The sequence below is a fragment of the Luteimonas sp. FCS-9 genome (assembly GCF_001014645.1).
In the GTDB taxonomy this organism is placed as follows: Bacteria; Pseudomonadota; Gammaproteobacteria; order Xanthomonadales; family Xanthomonadaceae; genus Luteimonas.
Window position 1 is genome coordinate 195,003 of the sequence record NZ_LASZ01000002.1, and the last position, 18,148, is coordinate 213,150.

General features: G+C 73.0%; 23 protein-coding genes. 15 read left to right on the plus strand and 8 right to left on the minus strand.

All coding sequences use genetic code 11. The features are described from left to right. Nucleotides 1–356 precede the first annotated feature (356 nt). Nucleotides 357–1,547, plus strand: a complete 1,191-nt coding sequence (locus tag WQ56_RS02470) for a PQQ-dependent sugar dehydrogenase (RefSeq protein ID WP_052772779.1) — start codon at nt 357–359, stop codon at nt 1,545–1,547. A gap of 89 nt (nt 1,548–1,636) precedes the next feature. On the opposite strand, the gene WQ56_RS02475 is transcribed toward WQ56_RS02470, so the two are convergent. Further along, entirely contained in the window at nt 1,637–2,425 is a 789-nt protein-coding gene (locus tag WQ56_RS02475; protein ID WP_047135485.1) for a lytic transglycosylase domain-containing protein, read from the minus strand. A 105-nt stretch (nt 2,426–2,530) separates the two neighbouring features. Here WQ56_RS02475 and WQ56_RS02480 point away from each other — a divergent pair, with 105 nt between their 5' ends. Next, nucleotides 2,531–3,049 carry an adenine phosphoribosyltransferase gene (locus WQ56_RS02480; RefSeq protein ID WP_047135486.1) on the plus strand — a complete coding sequence of 173 codons (519 nt, stop codon included), beginning with the start codon at nt 2,531–2,533 and terminating at the stop codon, nt 3,047–3,049. Nucleotides 3,050–3,145: 96 nt separating this feature from the next. Further along, nucleotides 3,146–3,625 carry a cupin gene (locus tag WQ56_RS02485; RefSeq protein ID WP_052772780.1) on the plus strand — a complete coding sequence of 160 codons (480 nt, stop codon included), beginning with the start codon at nt 3,146–3,148 and terminating at the stop codon, nt 3,623–3,625. Nucleotides 3,626–3,662: 37 nt separating this feature from the next. Here WQ56_RS02485 and WQ56_RS17530 read toward each other — a convergent pair whose 3' ends face one another. Continuing rightward, a complete protein-coding gene (locus WQ56_RS17530) occupies nt 3,663–4,385 on the minus strand; it encodes an SOS response-associated peptidase family protein (protein ID WP_197076408.1) in 723 nt (240 codons plus the stop codon). Nucleotides 4,386–4,531: 146 nt separating this feature from the next. Here WQ56_RS17530 and WQ56_RS18405 point away from each other — a divergent pair, with 146 nt between their 5' ends. After that, a complete protein-coding gene (locus WQ56_RS18405) occupies nt 4,532–4,735 on the plus strand; it encodes a hypothetical protein (protein ID WP_047135488.1) in 204 nt (67 codons plus the stop codon). 48 nt (nt 4,736–4,783) lie between these two features. On the opposite strand, the gene WQ56_RS18410 is transcribed toward WQ56_RS18405, so the two are convergent. Then, nucleotides 4,784–5,071, minus strand: coding sequence for a DUF2188 domain-containing protein (locus tag WQ56_RS18410; RefSeq protein WP_047135489.1), 288 nt, complete (start codon nt 5,069–5,071; stop codon nt 4,784–4,786). Between the two features lie 267 nt (nt 5,072–5,338). Between WQ56_RS18410 and rnk the strand changes: the two genes are divergently transcribed. Beyond that, nucleotides 5,339–5,764, plus strand: coding sequence for a nucleoside diphosphate kinase regulator (gene rnk / locus WQ56_RS02505; protein WP_047135641.1), 426 nt, complete (start codon nt 5,339–5,341; stop codon nt 5,762–5,764). A 61-nt stretch (nt 5,765–5,825) separates the two neighbouring features. Further along, nucleotides 5,826–6,422 (plus strand): DNA-3-methyladenine glycosylase, encoded by a 597-nt coding sequence (locus tag WQ56_RS02510; protein ID WP_197076419.1) that lies wholly within the window; start codon nt 5,826–5,828, stop codon nt 6,420–6,422. A gap of 15 nt (nt 6,423–6,437) precedes the next feature. Here the strand turns inward: WQ56_RS02510 and WQ56_RS02515 are convergent, their stop codons facing one another. From WQ56_RS02515 to WQ56_RS02530, 4 genes are all read right to left on the minus strand, one after another. Beyond that, nucleotides 6,438–6,761 (minus strand): thioredoxin family protein, encoded by a 324-nt coding sequence (locus WQ56_RS02515; RefSeq protein WP_047135491.1) that lies wholly within the window; start codon nt 6,759–6,761, stop codon nt 6,438–6,440. Between the two features lie 16 nt (nt 6,762–6,777). Next, nucleotides 6,778–7,176, minus strand: a complete 399-nt coding sequence (locus tag WQ56_RS02520; RefSeq protein WP_047135492.1) for a host attachment family protein — start codon at nt 7,174–7,176, stop codon at nt 6,778–6,780. A 101-nt stretch (nt 7,177–7,277) separates the two neighbouring features. Beyond that, nucleotides 7,278–7,838: a hypothetical protein gene (locus tag WQ56_RS17535; RefSeq protein ID WP_052772782.1), complete on the minus strand. Its 561-nt coding sequence runs from the start codon at nt 7,836–7,838 to the stop codon at nt 7,278–7,280. A gap of 78 nt (nt 7,839–7,916) precedes the next feature. Then, nucleotides 7,917–8,237, minus strand: coding sequence for a DUF6122 family protein (locus WQ56_RS02530; RefSeq protein WP_047135493.1), 321 nt, complete (start codon nt 8,235–8,237; stop codon nt 7,917–7,919). Nucleotides 8,238–8,419: 182 nt separating this feature from the next. On the opposite strand from WQ56_RS02530, the gene WQ56_RS02535 reads away from it, so the two are divergent. After that, nucleotides 8,420–10,036, plus strand: coding sequence for a GGDEF domain-containing protein (locus WQ56_RS02535; RefSeq protein WP_047135494.1), 1,617 nt, complete (start codon nt 8,420–8,422; stop codon nt 10,034–10,036). Between the two features lie 102 nt (nt 10,037–10,138). After that, nucleotides 10,139–10,849 carry a response regulator transcription factor gene (locus tag WQ56_RS02540; protein ID WP_047135495.1) on the plus strand — a complete coding sequence of 237 codons (711 nt, stop codon included), beginning with the start codon at nt 10,139–10,141 and terminating at the stop codon, nt 10,847–10,849. 114 nt (nt 10,850–10,963) lie between these two features. On the opposite strand, the gene WQ56_RS17540 is transcribed toward WQ56_RS02540, so the two are convergent. After that, the gene (locus WQ56_RS17540) at nt 10,964–11,641 is read right to left on the minus strand and encodes a hypothetical protein (RefSeq protein WP_156170213.1); all 678 of its coding nucleotides are present in this window, start codon (nt 11,639–11,641) and stop codon (nt 10,964–10,966) included. Nucleotides 11,642–11,870: 229 nt separating this feature from the next. On the opposite strand from WQ56_RS17540, the gene WQ56_RS02550 reads away from it, so the two are divergent. From WQ56_RS02550 to WQ56_RS02580, 7 genes are all read left to right on the plus strand, one after another. Then, entirely contained in the window at nt 11,871–13,298 is a 1,428-nt protein-coding gene (locus WQ56_RS02550; RefSeq protein WP_047135496.1) for a Do family serine endopeptidase, read from the plus strand. A 59-nt stretch (nt 13,299–13,357) separates the two neighbouring features. Beyond that, nucleotides 13,358–13,714, plus strand: a complete 357-nt coding sequence (locus tag WQ56_RS02555) for a hypothetical protein (protein WP_047135497.1) — start codon at nt 13,358–13,360, stop codon at nt 13,712–13,714. A gap of 12 nt (nt 13,715–13,726) precedes the next feature. Next, entirely contained in the window at nt 13,727–14,263 is a 537-nt protein-coding gene (locus tag WQ56_RS02560) for a phage holin family protein (protein WP_231583329.1), read from the plus strand. Beyond that, the gene (locus tag WQ56_RS02565; protein ID WP_047135498.1) at nt 14,260–14,826 is read left to right on the plus strand and encodes a hypothetical protein; all 567 of its coding nucleotides are present in this window, start codon (nt 14,260–14,262) and stop codon (nt 14,824–14,826) included. The genes WQ56_RS02560 and WQ56_RS02565 overlap by 4 nt, the downstream gene beginning before the upstream one ends. A 25-nt stretch (nt 14,827–14,851) precedes the next feature. Next, entirely contained in the window at nt 14,852–15,973 is a 1,122-nt protein-coding gene (locus WQ56_RS02570) for an AI-2E family transporter (protein ID WP_047135499.1), read from the plus strand. A 63-nt stretch (nt 15,974–16,036) separates the two neighbouring features. After that, entirely contained in the window at nt 16,037–16,750 is a 714-nt protein-coding gene (locus tag WQ56_RS02575; RefSeq protein WP_047135500.1) for an HAD-IA family hydrolase, read from the plus strand. 12 nt (nt 16,751–16,762) lie between these two features. After that, entirely contained in the window at nt 16,763–18,127 is a 1,365-nt protein-coding gene (locus WQ56_RS02580; protein WP_047135501.1) for a leucyl aminopeptidase family protein, read from the plus strand. Nucleotides 18,128–18,148 lie beyond the last annotated feature (21 nt).

The following is an 18,148-nucleotide window of genomic DNA, read 5'->3' on the forward strand; positions in this document are numbered from 1 at the left end:
TGGGAAGTTGGCGCGGGGGTTGTTTCATCCTCGTCGTGGATACCGCACGGCGCCTACCCTGCCGCGACTCGAATGAACGGACCCGTCCTGCCAGGCCCGAGGGTTACGGCGTCTTAACCCCCTGCAGACGCACCGCAGGTAAGCCGATGTTGGCGTCGTGTGAACGCGACTGCGGGGATCCCGTCGTGGTGGGTTTCGTGACGCCCGCGTCACGCGACCATCGAGGCCTCGCTACCGCGCGCGCGCATGAACGGAAACAAAACATTTACGAATCGTGCCGATGGCAGCGCGCTCGTCGAGGGCGCAGCCGCCTGTGCGACACTCGGGTTTTCCCCGATTGTTCCTTGGAGATCCGCATGCCACGACTGCGTTCCCTCGCGCTCGCCCCGCTCGCCGCCTCGCTGCTGCTGTCGATCGGCTGCGACGGCAATGCTGCCAGCAGCGCCCCGGCCGCGACCCAGGCGCCGGCTGCCGACCAGGCCGCGCCCGATGCGACCGCCGGCGACGCGATCGAGGGACTGCCGTTCGCGAGCACCGCGGTCGCCACGTTCGACGAGCCGTGGGCACTGGCCTTCCTGCCCGACGGCCGCCTGCTGGTGACCGAGAAGGCCGGCACGCTGAAGCTGGTGACGCTGCCCGACGGGCAGGTGCGCGAGATCGCGGGCGTGCCCGCCGTCGGCTACGGCGGCCAGGGCGGCCTGGGCGATGTCGAACCGCACCCGCAGTTCGCGCAGAACGGCCTGGTGTACCTGAGCTACGCCGAGGACGGCGAAGGCGGTCGCGGCGCCGCGGTCGCGCGCGCGCGCCTGGACGTCGAGGCCGGCACGCTCGAGGACGTCCAGGTGATCTGGCGCCAGGTGCCCAAGGTCGAAGGCAACGGCCACTATGGCCACCGCCTGGCGTTCGACCGCGACGGCAAGCTGTGGATCTCCTCGGGCGAGCGACAGAAGTTCGATCCCTCGCAGGACATGGCCTCCAACCTCGGCAAGATCGTGCGGCTGGAGGACGACGGCCGCGTCCCGGCCGACAATCCCTTCGCCGACCAGGGCGGCGTCGCCGCGCAGGTCTGGTCGCTCGGTCACCGCAATCCGCTGGGCATCGCGTTCGACGCGCAGGGCCGGCTGTGGAACAGCGAGATGGGCCCGGCCGGCGGCGACGAACTGAATCTGGTCAAGCGCGGCGCGAACTACGGCTATCCGCTCGTCTCCAACGGCAACCACTACGACGGCCGGCCGATTCCCGACCACGACACCCGCCCCGAGTTCGAGAAGCCGGCCGTCACCTGGACGCCGGTGATCTCGCCGTCGAGCCTGATGTTCTACACGGGCACGCTGTTCCCCGAGTGGACCGGCGACGCCTTCATCGGCGGCCTGTCGGGCCAGACGCTGGTGCGCGTGGAGATCGACGGCGACAGCGCGCGCGAGGCCGAGCGCTTCGCGATGCGCGCGCGCATCCGGGGCGTCGAGCAGGGCCCCGACGGCGCGCTGTGGGTCATCGAGGACGGCAAGGACGGCCGCCTGATCCGACTGGCGCCGCGCGAGGGCTGAGCGCACCGGGCGTCGCGGCGCGATGCCCTGCCGCAGGACCGAAGGCCGCGGAGCTCCGCGGCCTTCTTCGTTGGCCCCGTACGCGCCGGTCAGAGCGCCGGCCGTTCGACCGGATCGCCCATCGCCGCGCGGTAGCGCAGGTACAGCGCCTGCACCTTCGCGATGTAGGCCTGCGTCTCGGCGTAGGGCGGCACGCCGCCGTGGCGCGCGACCGCGCCAATCCCGGCGTTGTAGGCGGCAAGCGCCGACGTGCGGTCGCCGTCGTAGCGACGCAGCAGGCCGCGCAAGTGGCGTGCGCCGGCGCGGATCGACTCGCCGGGTGCGTGCGGATCGGCGACTTCGTAGTCCGCGATCACGTCGGGCATCAGCTGCATGACCCCGCGCGCGCCCTTGGGCGACACCGCGTCGGCATCGAAGCCGCTCTCGGCATGCGCGATCGCGCGCAGCCAGGCCTCGTCGAGCCCGTAGGTCCTGGCCGCCGCCGCGAACAGTGCCGAGTGCGGCTGCAGCCGGGGCGCGCCCACCGCGCCCAGGCCCTCGTGCGCAGGCTCGCCCGGCGGCGTGCGCGCGGTGAAGCGCAGGTATTCGCGCGCGCCGGGCAGCCGGCGCGTGCCGTAGACCAGCACGCCGTCCTGCTCGCGCTCGTACAGCACGCCACTGAACACGCCCATCGCGCCCCACAGGTTCGGCGCCTGCACCGCGTCGTCGGCGATCTCCCGCGCCTCGCAGGTCGAGCCGGGCTCGGGCGCCGTCGACAGGCTCACGGTGCCGTCGCGCACGCAGCGCCAGACCGTGCGGGCCTGCACCGGCGCGGCGAGGGCCAGCAGCGCAGGCAGCGCGACGCAGCAGGCGACGAGCGCGGGACGATGGCGGGGCATGCGGGCTCCGGCGGGGGATCCCGGCGAATACGCCCGGCGCGGTGAACATTGTGTCGGCGGCGCGATTGCGGCGATCATCCCCGCCCCCCGCTCGAGCGCCCTTCGATGCCGCACTGGTCGACGCTGATCCGCGAGATTCCCGATTTCCCCAAGCCCGGCATCGTGTTCAAGGACATCACGCCGGTCCTGGCCGACGGTGCCGCGTTCGCCGCGGCGATCGAGGCGATGGCCGCGCCGTGGCGCGACGCGCCGCCCACCGCGTTCGTCGGCATCGAGTCGCGCGGCTTCATCTTCGCCGCGGCGCTCGCCCAGGCGCTGGGTACCGGGTTCGTGCCGGTGCGCAAGCCGGGCAAGCTGCCCGCGCGCGTGCTGCACCACGACTACGCACTGGAGTACGGCCGCGACCGGCTGGAGATCCATGCCGACGCGCTGCCGCCGGGCGCGCGCGTGGTGCTGGTCGACGACGTGCTGGCGACCGGTGGCACGCTGCGTGCGGCCCATGCGCTGGCGCGGGCGCAGGGTGCGGAGGTCGTCGGCGCGGCCGTGCTGGTCGAACTGCAGGCGCTCGGCGGACGTGCGCGCTGGGACGTCGCGGTGCCGCTGCACGTCGCGCTGCCGGGCTGACCGCGCCAGGGGCGGGGCGCGTGCACCGTCGCGTCGTCGCGGCGCTTCGACGGGGGCCGGCCTATCGTGCGGTGCCCCCAAGCCGCCGCCCGCCCCATGCACGAGGAACGCCTGACCCTGAGCCGCAACGGCTGGATGCCCAACAACCCCCGGCTTCCGGTGCGGATCTACCGTGGCCTGCGCACGGCGACGGACGCCCCGTTCGATGCCACGGCGTTCGAGGCGCGGTTCGCGGCGAACGGCTGGCCGGCCGACTGGCGCGGCGGGGTCTACGACTACCACCACTACCATTCGAGCGCCCACGAGGTCCTCGGCGTGGCCGCGGGCACGGCCTCGCTGATGCTCGGCGGCCCCGACGGCACGGTCGTCGACGTGTCCGCGGGCGATGCGTTGCTGCTGCCGGTCGGCACCGGCCACTGCTGCGTCCGTGCCGACGAGGGCTTTCGCGTCGTCGGGGCCTATCCCCAGGGCCAGGACTGGGACATCCAGCGCAGCGCGCCGGACGCGACCACGCTCGAGCGCATGCACGCAGTCTCCGATCCCCGACGCGACCCGGTGACCGGCAAGCGCTTCTGAGCTGCGCGCCAGCGCCCGGGACGCGGGCGGAGGACGCTCAGTCGTCGTCTTCTTCGAACGCACGCGCGAGCCAGTCGCGGTCCGCGTCGTCGTCCGCCGCGTCGCGCGGCGCGGGCTCCAGCAACGTGTAGTCGTCGACGTCCGGGCTGCGGATGCGCCGCGAGACCGGGTACGCCTCCAGCATTGGCTGCGGCATCGTGTCCAGGAACCGCTGGGCCGCCGGCGGGCCGGCCAGCCAGTCGGCGATCGCGGCGGCCGGCATGAACACCGGGCCGTCGGGCACCAGCGGCGCCGGGATCGCCGGGTTGGGATGGGTCAACACGGCGAACGTGTACAGCTCGGGCGCGTCCTTGTCCCAGTGGTCCCACAGGCCGGCGGCGAACAACGCCTCGCCGTCCTGCGCCTGGATGAAGTACGGCACTGGCGTCTCGCCGCTGCGGGCCCACTTGTAGTAGCCGTTCATCGGCACCACGCAACGCCGGGTCTCCCAAGGCCGGCGGAAGATCCGGCTGCGCGGGGCCCGCGCCAGCCGCGCGGTCACTGTCGTGTAGGGCGTCTCGGGCAACGGCGACCAGCGCGGCACCAGGCCCCAGTCGAAATCCTCGACGACCGGGCCGTCGCCCCGGTCGAAGATGACCGCCGCCGGCCGCCGCTTGCCAATGTTGTAGCGCGGCGGGGTCGCCGACAGCGCCTCACCGACCGACCCGGGCAGCGCCGGCGGCCAGGGCGCATCGCCGAAAGCCTGCACGAACCTACGCATCGTGCAAGCCGGAAAGCATCGGTGGAAGCCGTCGGCTGGGCATGCGCGCATTCTCTCCACGCCGGCGTGAAGCGGCCGCGGCCACCTTCACGCACCCGCGGCGACGCGCGGCCCACCGTGGCAGTTCCCCAGCCCAGGAACCTGCCATGCAACGCAGCCCCGATCCCCAGTACCCGCCGATGCCCGATGGCGACGTGCCCGGCTCCTTGCCGCACCCGATGCACGATCCGATTCCCGACCGGCCGATCGATCCGCCGCTGCCGACGCCGGGCGATCCCGAGCGCGATCCGCAGCCGCAGCGCGATCCCCCGTCGCCGACGCAGCCGCAGGACCCGCCGCGTCCCGCGTGAGGCAGGCATCTCGCGGTCGCGGCGCCAGGGGCCGCGACCTGCGGCCTGTCAGGCCATCGCGGGCGCCGGGCTCCGCCAGCAGGCGTCCGGGTCGCGCCGGGCGACCGGCGGTGCCGGGGCGATCGCCGATACGACGCGCTCGCCCTCGTAGCCGCCGTCCACGCCATGGACGCGCACGACCGCCCCGCACAGCAGCACGGAAGCGTTGCAGGCCAGCTCCCGGAACGCCGCATCGCGCGTGGGATGATGCGACAGCTCGCGTCCGGAGCCTGCGTCGACCAGGACCCAGTCGAGCGAGGTGGCGCAGTGGCGCAGCAGGTAGCGGATGGGCGTCATGACGGTCCTGTTCGATAGCGAAATGTTTCCCGGCGTTCACCGGCAGTTCCACATCCTGAACGGTGTCGCATGACGATGATGTCGTCGATCGCCGCCTCGCCTGCAGGATCTGCAGGCCGGCTGACCGGACACGGCCCCGGACGCGGGGCGCGGGATCGCCAGCCGGCGCGCGGCGGGGCACAATCCGCGTTGGGGCGGCGCGAGGGCGTCGCCTTTCGTCTGTGTCGCCGCGGCCAGCGCCGCCGGCACCCCTTCATGGAGAACCCGATGTCCACGCTTCCCCGCAGCGGCCTGCCGCCGTCCGACGCCGGCGCCACGCCCGCGATCACCGTTTCGAGCATCGACCTGGCCCGGCTCGAGGCCATGCTGCAGTCGCCCGCACTGCGCAACCACCCCACCGCCGCGCTGCTGCAGCGCGAACTCGACCGCGCCGACGTGCTGCCGCCCGACGCGATGCCCGCCGACGTGGTGCGGATGCACACCGTCGTCGAGTGCGAGGATGCCGATGGCGCGCCGCGCCACCTCACGCTGGTCTATCCGCAGGAAGCCGACGTCGCCAAGGGCCACGTCTCGGTGCTCGCCCCGGTCGGCGCCGCACTGCTCGGCCTGTCGATCGGCCAATGCATCGACTGGCCGACCCCGGGCGGCGTGCTGCGCCTGCGCGTCACCTCGGTCCAGCCACCCGCGGCCTGAGCCGGGCGCCGCGTTCGCGTGCCGGCGATGCCGGCCGCGGCACGCTCTCACCATGCACCCCCTGCCCCGGTCCTTCTACGCGCGCGACGCCCGCAGCGTCGCGCCGGAACTGCTGAACAAGCGCCTGGTCGCGCACGACGGGCGTCAGGCCCGGATCGTCGAGGTCGAGGCCTACTGCGGCGCCGACGACGAGGCCGCGCACTCGTTCCGCGGCCCGACGCCCCGGAACCGGGTCATGTTCGGCGCCCCGGGCCACCTGTACGTCTACTTCATCTACGGCATCCACTGGGCGGTCAACGCCGTGGGCGGCGACCGTTCGGGCCACGGCGTGCTGCTGCGCGCGGCCGAACCGCTGGCGGGTCTGCCGGCGATGGCGGCCGCACGCGGCACGACCGCGCCGGCGCTGTTCGCCTCGGGCCCGGGCCGGCTCGCCCAGGCCTTCGGCGTATCGGCCGCGGACGGCGGACTGGACCTGACGTGCGCGCAGTCGCGACTGTGGATCGGCGACGACGGGACGCCGCCCCCCGAGCTGCCGGCGACGACGCCGCGCATCGGCATCCGCCGCGCCGTCGATCGGCCCTGGCGCTGGACCGTGCCCGGCCATCCTCACGTTTCCAGGTTCCGGGCCACGCCCGCGCACGGGTCGGCCCGCCGCTGAGCGGGCTGCCCGCGCTCAGTCGAGCGCGGCCAGTGCGCGCGCCACGTCGGCGACCGACCCGGGCCGCGTGACGCGTGCCACCTCCACGCCGTCGCGCAGCACGACCAGCGTCGGCCACAGCTTGACGCCGAAGCTGCGGCCCAGCGGCCGCCCCTTGCCGTCCTCGACCTTGACGTGCGCGAGGTCCGGGCGCGCTTCGATCGCGGCGCGCAGCAAGGGCTGGGCGGCCTGGCAATGACCGCACCAGTCGGTGCCGAACTCCAGGGCGAGCGCACCGGCCGTCGCCTCGACGCCCGCGCGGTCGGGCGCGTCGGCCGAATAACGTGCCTGCCAGCTCATGGTCGGCGGCTCCCGGTCACGACAGCGCACGCTCGATCGCATCGAGCGGCGCGTTGGTGTAGTCCTTGGCCAGGTCGGCGACGAGCCGCTGGCTGGTCTCCTTGTGCAGCAGCGGGCGCACGCGCCCGAGGGTCTGCGGATCGGCGATCAGCACCAGGTGGGCGAACTTGTTCTTCAGCGCACCGTCGTTGAGCCCCAGGGCCAGCTGCTTGGCGAACGTCGCCTCGTCGAGCTGCGATGCGCTCGATTCGGCGGGCATCGCGCCGGCCGGACCGTCGTCGTCGAGGTTCATGCCTTCCAGCAGTGCTTCCTGGCGCAGCGTCAGCGCGCCGTTCTCGCCGACGTTGGTGAACACGCGCGCCGCGCCGCCGTTGGCCACCACCACCAGCGCCCCCTGGGGAATCTTCATCGCCATCGTCTCGTCTCCACTTCCTGCATCGCGCCGGACGGCGCCGAGCCAATGTAGGCAGCCGAATGTGAGCGCGACGCAATGCGGACGTTCGGATCGCGTGGCGCTCAGCGCCAGGGCTGGCGCCCCTCGCTCCACGACTCCGTGCGCCCGCGCCCACCCGGCCAGGGACCGTGGAGGTCGCGCCAGGTCGGCCCGAAATCGCCGATGCCATCGAAGCCGTCGTAGGGACCGTAGCCGAGTCCCGGGCCCATCCCGTAATAGCCGCCGGGACCGTCGTAGCGCGCCACGCGGAGATTGAGGTTCATCGTGCCGCCGGCCTCGCCGTCGCGCTCGCGGCACAGGTTCAGGTCGGCCGCGTTCCAGTGGCTGGTGCCGCCGCGGGAGGAATGGCCGATGCCGGTGCTCACGCTGCCGGTGACCGCCCGTTCCTGGCCGTCGGGGGCGGTCGGGCACCCGCCGCGGCGCACGAGCGTCTTGTCGCGGTGACGACGCCAGGCCGGCGTCGCGGTGCGCGGACCGGTGTACTCGCCGTCACCGAACGCGGCCGGGCCGGTGAACATCGGTGTCTCGGGCAGGCTGAGGTCGGCGCGCAGCGCCTCGGTGGCGGATCCGATCGACGGCGCGAGCGCGGCGGCCAGCATCCACGTCAGCAGCGAAGTGCGCATCGGCGATTCCCGTTTCCCGCCTCGACGGCGACGTCCCACGCTACCAGCCGGTCGTTGAATCGCCGCTGGCCGCGGCGATCAGCCGTGGTGCATCCACAGGCAGTCGATCACGTCGAGCGCGACGTGCACCAGCAGGCCGAGCGCCAGCAGCCGCGTACGCCGAGGCAGGGCGAGCGCGCCGTACAGCGCGACGGCCGGGGCGGTGTGCAGCGGGTGGAAGCCGATGCTGCAGCGGTCGGGCTGGTAGACCGGATCGGCGAGCAGGTGGTCGAGGTCGATCAGCCAGCCGAGCAGCAACAGGCCCCAGGCGCGCAGGAACCGCTCGCGCCAGAACAGCCAGGCCAGCAGTGCGGGCACGGCGGCGTGCAACAGCAGGTGGATGATCGCGCGCGTGCCCATCGCGGGGTCTCCTGGCGGGCGCGACAGCGTACGCGACCGCCGGCCGGACGACGTCGGTCCCCCGCGCCACGTCGGTCCGCTTCACGCCACCCCGGTACCATGTGCCTTCTCCCTCGGCGGGGACGACGGGAACGCATCTGCCGCGAGCGGCGGACCAAGGGCGCATGAGGGCTGGAGCGGGGATGGGCAAGGCGGGACTGCTGACGATCGCCGCGGGGGTGCTGCTGCTGACCGCCTGCCGCGGGGTGGATGGCGAACTGCCGCTGGTCACCGGTGCGCCGGCGACGTCCGCCGAAGCGACCCCGACCTGCACGCACGTCCACACCGGCGCGCACCTCGCGCTAAGCCTGCCCGCGCCCGAGGGCGGCTGGCCCGGCGCGCCGCAGGCGGTCGTCGTCATGAACACCTTCGCCGGCTCGGTCGACATCCGGCACGGCGCGCGCATCCGCTGCGGCTCGCCCGAGGATGCCCGTTCGCTCGACACCCGCTTCCGCGCCGGCGTCGGCGCGGTGATCGTGCCCGAGGCCGGCGACACCGCGCCCATCGAGGTCGGGTTCGACGACAACGCGCTGCCGCTCTGGCGTCCGATCGTGCAACTGGGCGAACCCGCGCCGATCCAGCGCGCCGACATCGCCCGCTTCGCGGTGCGCATCGCATCGATCGTGATGGTGCTGACGCTGCTGGCCTCGGCGCTGCTGGCCTTCTTCGCCACGCGCGAGCGCGCGTTCGCCAGCTACGCCGCGGCCGCGTCGCTGTTCGCACTGTGGCAGGCGCTGCTGTCGGGCCTGTGGGCCTGGCCGCGCCCCTGGCTGCCGGTCGCCGGGGCCACGGTCCCGGCACTGGTCGCGCTCGGGCTGGGCATGGCCGGACTGACCGCGGCCGCGCTGCTGCGCCAGTCGCGGCTGCGGCGACGGCGGCCGCGGCTCGATCGCGCCGCCACGTGGAGTGCGCGCGGGCTGGTGCTGGCGTCGGTCGCGGTCCCGTGGCTGCCGCCGGGTGCGGTCGGCGCACTGTCGGTGGCGGTCGAGGTCGGCTTCTACCTGCTGTGCCTGGTGTTCACGATCACCGCGATCACCGCCATCGTGCGGCGTCGCGGCGACGGCCTGCTGCTGCTCGCCGGGGTGGTCCCGTTCCTGCCGATCGCCGCACTGCAGGCGCTGCTGCCCGACGCGCTGGCGCAGTGGAAGGTCGAGGCCTTCATGCTGGCAGGCGGCTGGCTGGCGCTGACCTGCAGCATGGTGCTGACGTTGCGGCTGGGACGGCTGCGCCGCCAGCGCGACGAGATGCGGCTGCTCGCGCAGACCGATGCGCTGACCGGCCTGCCCAACCGCCGCGCCGCACTCGAGCGGCTCGAGCAGTGCATCGCGCATGCCCGCGACACCGGCGAGCCGCTGACGATCGCTTTCCTAGACGTCGACCACTTCAAGCGCATCAACGACCTCCACGGCCACGAGACCGGGGACCGCGTGCTGCGCCACGTCGCCCACGCGTTGCGCGCCGCGTTCCGCGACGCCGACCACATCGCGCGCATGGGCGGCGAGGAGTTCCTCGCGATCCTGCCCGGCGCCGACCCGATGCACGCGGCGACCCGCATCGACGTGCTGCGCATCTCGTTGCAGGGTGCGGCCGAAGCGCTGGGCGTGCCGGACCTGCAGGTCACCCTCAGCGCCGGCGTCAGCGCGCTGCACCCCGACGACGTGGAGACCGCGTCCCTGCTCCGGCGTGCCGATTCGGCGATGTATGCCGCCAAGCGTGGCGGGCGGGACCGGACCGAGACGGCGGTGCTCGCAGTCGCCTGAATACGCGGCGCGTGTCGTCTCGGCCGTCCCGGCAGCGTTCACCGCGTCTGCACCGCCTTGATGCGACCTTCGCGGACCTTAATTGCAGTCGGAGTTCGTTGGATGGCGCATCACAGCCCCGGGGGTCTGGTCCTCCTGGTCGAGGACAACCGCAACATTTCCGAACCCGTCGGCGAATACCTGGAAAGCCGGGGCTTCGAGGTGGACTACGCCGCCGATGGCCTGGACGCGTACAACATCGCGTCGGAAAACCCGTTCGACGTCATCGTGCTCGACCTGATGCTGCCGCGGCTGGGCGGCATCGAGGTCTGCCGCCGCCTGCGCGCCGACGGCCGCAACTCCACCCCGATCCTGATGCTCACCGCGCGCGACTCGCTGGAGGAGAAGATCGAAGGCCTGGAAGCCGGCGCCGACGACTACCTCACCAAGCCCTTCGACATCAAGGAACTCGAGGCGCGCATCCGCGCGCTGATCCGCCGCGACCGGCGCGAGGTCGGGGCCGCGGTGCTGGAAGTCGGCGACCTGCGCCTGGATCCGGTGTCGCTGCGCGTGCAGCGCGGCGGCAAGGAACTGAACCTGGCGCCGATCGCGATGAAGATCCTGACGATCCTGATGCGCGAGGCGCCGCGGGTGGTGACCCGCCGCGAGATCGAGCAGGAGATCTGGGGCCTGAGCCTGCCCGACTCCGACACGCTGCGCAGCCACCTCTACAACCTGCGCAAGATCATCGACCGCGACCAGCCGGTGCAGTTGCTGCACACGATCACCGGCGCCGGCTATCGCATCGCCGACCTGAGCCAGGCCGTCGCCTGAAGCCGGCCGCCGCCGCGCCCGTCCGGGCGTGGCGGCTCGCAGTCCCCGCACGCGCCTGCCCGGTGCAACGAACCCGGCCCACACGCCGGGGCCGACCTGTCGGCCCTGGGTCCGCTATGCCTTGCCGCCGGACCCGCGCCTGGCGGCGGTCTTCGCACCTGCGCCCCGACCGCTCGCCGGGGCGTCGTCTCCGCCCTTGCCTGCCGCACGTTTCCTCGCGCTCGTCTTCGCGGTCGCCTTCGCGCCGGACTTCACGGCCGCCTTGGTGCCGGCCGTCTTCGTGCCGGGCGTCCTGCTCGCGGCGGCAGCGGCAGCGGCCGGGGCCTTGCCCGCGGACGCCTTCCTCGCCTGCGTTCCCACCGCTGCCGTCGCGGTCTTCTTCGCGGGCGTCTTCGCGGCCGGCGTGGCCTTTTTCGCAGCCGGCGTCGCCTTCTTCGCAACCGGCTTCGCGGCCTTGCCGGCGCCCGCCCGTGCGTCGCGCTTCGCGGCGGCGCGCTCGGCGGCCGTCCTGCCCGCGCCCTTGCGCCTGAGCGCGGCAATCTCCGCCGCCGCGGCGGACTGGGCGCCCTCGAGCTTCTCGCGCGCGGCCGCGACCCGTCGACTCACCGCATCTGCGGCCAGTGCCAGCACCCCGCTGGCACGCTCGCCAAGCGTGCGTGCACTGCCCGCGACCGCGGTCTCGGCCTGCTGCGCCGATCGCCTGGCCGATGCGACCGCGGTGCCGGCCCGCTTGCGCACCTTCGCCGCCAATGCCGTCGTCCCGCCCTCGGCCTTCGGGTTCTCGTTGCCCATGCTGCTGCCCTCGTGCTGCCTGCGCGGGCCCGTCGCCCGCGAGCGCCAATGTAGCGCGCCGCGGCCCATCGATGAATGCGGACTTCAACGCCGATTCAAGCGCGCGGCGCGACACTTGCCCCGCGCCGCCGGGCGGCGGGCCCCGTCCGCTTGACCGGCGCCGCCCGAGGCGCCACGTTCGCCTTCCATCCGTTTCGCCACGGCCATGCCGACAGGGGATGCCACCACCATGCGCGCCAAGACCACGCTTCTCGCCCTGACCCTCGCTGCCGCGTTCGGCGGTTTCGCCGCGACCGCGATGCGCGACGCGCTGCAGCAGCCCGCCATCGCGACGCCGCCCGCCGCCGCCGCGGTGCCGATGCTCGCCGCGCTGCCGGCGTCCGTCGACGGCCAGGCCCTGCCGTCGCTGGCGCCGATGCTGCGCCAGGTCACGCCGTCGGTCGTGTCGGTGCACACCAAGCAGCGCGTGCGGGTGAGCCCGTTCGGCAACGACCCGTTCTTCCGCCGGATGTTCCCCGAGCTGTCGCAGGAGCGGATCAACGAATCGCTGGGCTCGGGCGTGATCGTCGACGCGGCCCAGGGCTACGTGCTGACCAACCACCACGTCATCGAGGGCGCCGACGACGTCTCGGTCACGCTGGCCGACGGTCGCACGCTCGAGGCCGAGTTCATCGGGTCGGACGTCGACACCGACGTGGCGCTGATGCGGGTCAAGGCCTCCGGCCTGACCGCGATTCCGCTCGCCCGCGACAGCAACCTGCAGGTCGGCGATTTCGTCGTCGCGGTCGGCAACCCGTTCGGCTTCGGGCAGACGGTGACCTCGGGGATCGTCTCGGCGGTCGAGCGCAGCAACGTGCCGGGCGTGGGCTTCCAGAACTTCATCCAGACCGACGCGTCGATCAACCCGGGCAACTCGGGCGGCGCGCTGGTCAACCTGCGCGGCGAGCTGGTCGGCATCAACACCGCGAGCTTCAACACCCAGGGCAGCATGGCCGGCAACATCGGCCTGGGCTTCGCGATCCCGATCGGCCTGGCGCGCAACGTGATGACGCAGCTGGCGGCCACCGGCAGCGTGCAGCGCGGCACGCTCGGCGTCGACACCCAGACTGTCGATGCGCGCATCGCCCAGGGGCTGGGCCTCGATGCGCCGCGCGGCGCGGTCGTCACGCGCGTGTACGGCGGTTCGTCGGCCGCGAACGCGGGCCTGCGCACCGGTGACGTCGTGGTCTCGGCCAACGGGCAGCGGATCGACAACAGCGAGGCGCTGCGCAATTTCCAGGGCCTGCAGGCGCTCGACGCCCCGGTGACGCTGGAGGTACTGCGCGACGGCAAGCCGATGAAGATCGAGACCCGCCTGCGCGCATTGCCGCGCGACGGCGCGAGCTTCGATCCGCGGCTGGCCGGTGCGACGCTGGCCGACCTGCCCGAGGCGATCCGCCGGCAGAACGACCGCATCGGCGGCGTGCGCATCGAGAAGGTCGAGCCAGGCAGCCGCGCCCACAACAACGGCCTGCGCGAGGGCGACCTGATCCTGGCCGCCAACAGCGGCGAGTTCCGCGACCTCGCCGGCTTCCGCGATTCGCTGGCCAGCCGTCCGGCGGATCTGGCAATGCGCATTTCACGCGGCGGACGCATCTACAACGTGATCATGCGTTGACCCCACCCGTGCCGTGCGCCTCCGCGCGGTACGACCGACCCACACAGGAGCGAGCGAACATGAGCCCCACCTCGACCGAAGCGGTAAAGACCAACCTTGGCGAAGCCGGCAACCACCTGGCCCAGGCCGCACGCGACGCGACCTCCGCGGTCAAGAACGCCGCCGGCGTGGCGGGTGACGAACTCAAGCTCGGCAAGGCGAGCATCAAGTCGGGGCTGGCCGAGACGGCCACCGCCGGACTGGCCGCGGTCGAGGAAGGCACTGCGGCGGCCAAGGAGCAGGCCGACCTGCTGATGGAGAAGGGCCGCGACCTGATCGACAGCGCCGCCGACCTGATCCGCGAGCGTCCGATCGCGGCGTTCGGCACCGCCTTCGCGGCGGGCTGGATCATCGCCAAGCTCGCTCGCAGCAAGTAATCGCGGATCGACATGACCGAGCGCGTGACCGGGGAAGACCCGCGCGAGGAGGTGCCCGCCGGCAGCGCGAAGCGTGCGCCCGGCGAGGCGCCGCACCTGGACGAGAGCGTCCGCCGCGTCCGCGCGGCGGCCAAGGAAACCCTGGGGTCGGGCCTCGACACGGGGCGCGCGTTGCGCAAGCTGATTTCCGCCGATTTCGCCCTGGCCCGCAGCGCGCTGGGACGGGCGCTGGCGTGGTCGGCGGTGTCGGTGGTCTTCGGCGCGTCCGCATGGCTGCTGGCGATGGGCGCGGCGATCGCGCTGCTGCAGTCCTGGGGACTGTCGTGGCTGCAGTCGATCTCGATCTCGATGCTGATCAGCCTGCTGGTGACCGGTCTGGCCGCCTGGCGGGTGTCGGTGTTCTTCGACTACGCCGGCATGCACGCCACGCGGCGGCAGCTGACCCGGCTGGGGCTGTTCTCCGAGGACGGCCAAGACGACGACGACGATGACGACGCGGCACTGACCGGCGTCGAGCGACGGCCGACCACGGAGCCGCGAGCCCCATGAATTTCGAAGGCATCAAGAACCGGGTCGAACGCGCCGAAGCGCTCGTGGACGGCCGTGTGATCCAGACCCAGGATCGCTACGCCGCGCTGCGCTCGAGCTGGCGCGAGGGCTGGACCCCGTCCCGCATCGTGATCGCCGGCCTGATCGGCGGTTTCGCGATGGGCGTCTCCAAGCCGACGCGCGCGCTCCGGCGCCTGGGCAAGATCGGCGGGCCGAAGTCGCTGCAGATGGTCAGCGCGTTGTCCGGGCTGGCGTCCTCGATCCAGGCGACGATCGCCGCGGTGACCGCCAAGAAGGCGGCGAATACCGCCGACACGGCGGCCGAGACCGCCGACGACGCCGCGCAGACCGCGGACGCTGCGGCCTCCCCGGTTGCATCGCCCGCGGCCGCCGGTGCGCCGGCGGTGGCCGTCCCGACGGCGCAGACGTCGGCCTTCGCCGATCTGCCCACGGACGCATCGGGCCCGGTGCCGCGCACCGATCGCCGCCGGCCCGAGCCGGCGTACGACACCCAGCCGCGGCCGGCCGAAGCCGCGACCGAGGTCTCGGAACCCGAGCGCTGAGCGCGCAGCGGCGCGGCGCGCGACGATGAGCACCCCGATCAGCCCGCCGCCGCCGGAGGGCGCGCCGCCACCGGTCCCGACCCCGGTCGCTCCGCGACCGCGGGCCTCGACCGCGTTGGTGGTGCTGACCTCGCTCGTGGTACTCGCCACGCTGTGGGCCGCGCAAGGGGTGATCCTGCCGGTGCTGCTGGCGATGTTCTTCGCGCTGGTCGGCAACCCGGTGCTGCGCGGCCTGCGCCGGCTGTGGATTCCCCGCTTCGTCGGCGCCGTGCTCGTGCTGGCCGCCGGGCTCACCGCCGCGGGCCTGCTGGGCACACAGCTCTACGGACCGGCCAGCGAATGGGTCCAGCAGGCGCCCAAACAGCTGCGCACGCTGGCGCCGCGGCTCAAGCAGATGACCCAGCCGGTGCACCAGGCCAACCAGGCGGCCGAATCGTTCGCCCGGGCCACCGAGGACCGCCCGCAGCGACGGGTACAGCTGGTGCGGATCCAGGACGACAGCTCGTGGCGCACGCTCGTCGCCACGCCCAAGATGCTCGCCTCGGTGCTGGCCGTCGTGCTGCTGACCTTCTTCTTCATGGTCTACGGCGAGAACCTGCAGCGCAACGCGATCGCGCTGCTGCCCGATCGCCAGCGCCGCAAGCTCACCGTCGACATCCTGCAGTCGATCGAACGCGAGATCTCGCGCTACGTGCTGACGATCTCGATCATCAACACGCTGCTCGGTGCGATCTTCGCCGGCATCCTGCTGTGGATGGGCCTGCCGCTGCAGGACGCGCTGCTGTGGGGCACGGTCGTGGCGCTGCTGAACTTCGCCCCGTACGTCGGACCGCTGATCGGCGTGCTGCTGATGCTGCTGATGGGCTTCGTCAGCTACGAGGGGAGTTGGCCGACCCCGGCCTGGGCCCCGGTGATCCCCGCAGCGATCTACCTGGCGCTGCACACGCTCGAGGGCCAGTTCGTGACTCCGATCGTGCTGGGCCGGCGCATGGCGCTGTCGCCGCTGATGCTGGTGCTGGCGCTGCTGATGTTCGGCTGGATGTGGGGCATCGTCGGGCTGCTACTGGCGGTGCCGTTGCTGGTCTGCGTGAAGCTGGTGCTCGCGCGCGTGGAGGGCTTCGAGGGCTGGGCGCGACTGCTTGCGTAGGCGCGCCTACGCATGTGCCGCAAGCTGGCGGCTTCGCGGAAAGTCCCCCGCTACAATGCACGCATGCAGTTCCCGATCCGTGCCATCACCATCGACCTCGACGACACCGTGTGGCCGTTCGCGCCGATCGGCGCGCGCATCGAGCAGGCGCTCGACGCGTTCCTGCGCGAGCACAGCCCGGCGACCGCCGAGCGCTATCCGATCGAGCGCATGCGCGAGCTGCGCGCCCGGGTGTACGCCGAGAACGCGCACCTGGCGCACGACGTCGAGGCGCTGCGCCAGCTCACGATCGAGCACGCGCTGCGCGACAGCGGCGGCGACGTCGGCCTGCTCGATCCGGCCTACCGGGTGTTCCATGCCGAGCGCAACCGCATCGAGTTCTATCCCGACAGCCTCGATGCGCTCGCGCGGATCGCCTCACGCGTACCGATGGCCGCGCTGACCAACGGCAATGCCGACATCGAGCACATCGGCCTGTCGCATCTGTTCGCGTTCAAGCTGGCCGCGCGCGAGCACGGCGCGGCGAAGCCGGAGGCGAGCATCTTCCACGCCGCGTGCACACGGTTGGGTTGCGCGCACGGCGACGTGCTGCACGTCGGCGACCATATCGAGATGGACGTCGCCGGTGCCGCGCGCGCGGGACTGCGCACCTGCTGGATCAACCGCGAGGACCGCCGCTGGGAACATCCCGAGCTGGCCCCGGACCTCGAATTCGACACCCTCACCGCGCTCGCCGACTGGCTCGACACCGTGCCGACCGCCGCCGACGACGCCTGACCGGACACGCCCATGACCGACACCACCGCCCGCCTGTTCGCCACCGACGCGCGCGACGCCCGCCCGCTGCACATCGTCTCGCGCGCGGACTACGCGGCCTGGCGCGAGGGACAGCCCGCCGCGATCCGCGGCTGGCTCGACGCGCAGACCTTCGACGCCGGGCCGGGCACGCTGGTCCTGCTGCCGGGCGACGACGGGCTGGGCGGCGCGGCGATCGGCATCGGCGATGCGCGCGACCCCGACAGCTACGCGCACGCCGCGTACGGCCTGCCCGAAGGCGACTGGCGACCGGCCGGCCCGCACCAGGCCGACGCGCTGCAGCTGGGCTGGGGCCTGGGCGCCTACCGCTTCACCCGCTACAAGGCGACTGCGCGCCGGCCCGCGCGCCTGGCCGTGGATGCGCCCGACGCGACGGTCGTCGACCTGATCGCCGCCACCACCCGCGTGCGCGACCTGGTCAACACCCCGACCGAGGACATGGGGCCCGCGCAGATGGAGGACGTCGTGCGCGGCATCGCCGACACGCACGGCGCCACGTTCGAGAGCATCGCCGGCGACGCGTTGCTGGCAAGGAACTTCCCTGCGATCCACGCCGTCGGCCGCGCCTCGCACCGCGCGCCGCGCCTGCTGCACCTGCAGTGGGGCGAGCCCTCGCATCCGCACGTGGCGATCGTCGGCAAGGGCGTGTGCTTCGACACCGGCGGCCTGGACATCAAGCCGGCCGACGGCATGCGCAACATGAAGAAGGACATGGGCGGCGCCGCGCACGCGATCGCGCTGGCCGAGCTGGTGATGGCGCGCAGGCTACCGCTGCGGATCACGCTGCTGGTGCCGGCGGTCGAGAACGCGATCGGCCCCGACGCGCTGCGTCCGGGCGAGATCATCGCCACGCGCAAGGGCATCAGCGTGGAGATCGACAACACCGACGCCGAGGGCCGGCTGGTGCTGTGCGACGCGCTCGCCTACGCCGCCGAGCAGTCGCCCGATACCCTGCTCGACTTCGCCACGCTGACCGGCGCGGCGCGCATCGCGCTCGGGCCCGACCTGCCGGCGCTGTTCGCCAACGACGACGCGCTGGCGGCCGCCTGGATCGCCGGCGGCGAGGCGACCCGCGACCCGGTCTGGCGCATGCCGCTGTGGCGCCCGTACCTGCGCTACCTGGCCAGCGGCATCGCCGACATCGCCAACGCCGGCTCGCGCATGGCCGGCAGCGTCACCGCGGCGCTGTACCTGGAGCGTTTCGTGCCCGGCGACCTGCCGTGGGCGCACCTGGACACCTACGCCTGGAACGACAGCAGCCGGCCCGGCCATCCGCAGGGCGGCGAGGCGCTGGGCCTGCGTGCGGCGTGGGCGATGCTCCAGGCGCGCTGCGGCTGACGCGCCGGCTCGCGGGCGGTG

What these genes read in the sequence shown, in the direction of transcription:
- WQ56_RS18405 (WP_047135488.1), top strand. Translation starts at nt 4,532, where the DNA reads ATGCAACGCAGCCCCGATCCCCAGTACCCGCCGATGCCCGATGGCGAC.
- WQ56_RS02565 (WP_047135498.1), top strand. Translation starts at nt 14,260, where the DNA reads ATGAATTTCGAAGGCATCAAGAACCGGGTCGAACGCGCCGAAGCGCTC.
- WQ56_RS02470 (WP_052772779.1), top strand. Translation starts at nt 357, where the DNA reads ATGCCACGACTGCGTTCCCTCGCGCTCGCCCCGCTCGCCGCCTCGCTG.
- WQ56_RS02515 (WP_047135491.1), bottom strand. Translation starts at nt 6,761, where the DNA reads ATGAGCTGGCAGGCACGTTATTCGGCCGACGCGCCCGACCGCGCGGGC.
- WQ56_RS02535 (WP_047135494.1), top strand. Translation starts at nt 8,420, where the DNA reads ATGGGCAAGGCGGGACTGCTGACGATCGCCGCGGGGGTGCTGCTGCTG.
- WQ56_RS17540 (WP_156170213.1), bottom strand. Translation starts at nt 11,641, where the DNA reads ATGGGCAACGAGAACCCGAAGGCCGAGGGCGGGACGACGGCATTGGCG.
- WQ56_RS02540 (WP_047135495.1), top strand. Translation starts at nt 10,139, where the DNA reads ATGGCGCATCACAGCCCCGGGGGTCTGGTCCTCCTGGTCGAGGACAAC.
- WQ56_RS02480 (WP_047135486.1), top strand. Translation starts at nt 2,531, where the DNA reads ATGCCGCACTGGTCGACGCTGATCCGCGAGATTCCCGATTTCCCCAAG.
- WQ56_RS02575 (WP_047135500.1), top strand. Translation starts at nt 16,037, where the DNA reads ATGCAGTTCCCGATCCGTGCCATCACCATCGACCTCGACGACACCGTG.
- WQ56_RS02485 (WP_052772780.1), top strand. Translation starts at nt 3,146, where the DNA reads ATGCACGAGGAACGCCTGACCCTGAGCCGCAACGGCTGGATGCCCAAC.
- WQ56_RS02475 (WP_047135485.1), bottom strand. Translation starts at nt 2,425, where the DNA reads ATGCCCCGCCATCGTCCCGCGCTCGTCGCCTGCTGCGTCGCGCTGCCT.
- rnk (WP_047135641.1), top strand. Translation starts at nt 5,339, where the DNA reads ATGTCCACGCTTCCCCGCAGCGGCCTGCCGCCGTCCGACGCCGGCGCC.
- WQ56_RS02550 (WP_047135496.1), top strand. Translation starts at nt 11,871, where the DNA reads ATGCGCGCCAAGACCACGCTTCTCGCCCTGACCCTCGCTGCCGCGTTC.
- WQ56_RS02530 (WP_047135493.1), bottom strand. Translation starts at nt 8,237, where the DNA reads ATGGGCACGCGCGCGATCATCCACCTGCTGTTGCACGCCGCCGTGCCC.
- WQ56_RS17535 (WP_052772782.1), bottom strand. Translation starts at nt 7,838, where the DNA reads ATGCGCACTTCGCTGCTGACGTGGATGCTGGCCGCCGCGCTCGCGCCG.
- WQ56_RS02580 (WP_047135501.1), top strand. Translation starts at nt 16,763, where the DNA reads ATGACCGACACCACCGCCCGCCTGTTCGCCACCGACGCGCGCGACGCC.
- WQ56_RS02520 (WP_047135492.1), bottom strand. Translation starts at nt 7,176, where the DNA reads ATGGCGATGAAGATTCCCCAGGGGGCGCTGGTGGTGGTGGCCAACGGC.
- WQ56_RS02570 (WP_047135499.1), top strand. Translation starts at nt 14,852, where the DNA reads ATGAGCACCCCGATCAGCCCGCCGCCGCCGGAGGGCGCGCCGCCACCG.
- WQ56_RS02560 (WP_231583329.1), top strand. Translation starts at nt 13,727, where the DNA reads ATGACCGAGCGCGTGACCGGGGAAGACCCGCGCGAGGAGGTGCCCGCC.
- WQ56_RS18410 (WP_047135489.1), bottom strand. Translation starts at nt 5,071, where the DNA reads ATGACGCCCATCCGCTACCTGCTGCGCCACTGCGCCACCTCGCTCGAC.
- WQ56_RS17530 (WP_197076408.1), bottom strand. Translation starts at nt 4,385, where the DNA reads ATGCGTAGGTTCGTGCAGGCTTTCGGCGATGCGCCCTGGCCGCCGGCG.
- WQ56_RS02555 (WP_047135497.1), top strand. Translation starts at nt 13,358, where the DNA reads ATGAGCCCCACCTCGACCGAAGCGGTAAAGACCAACCTTGGCGAAGCC.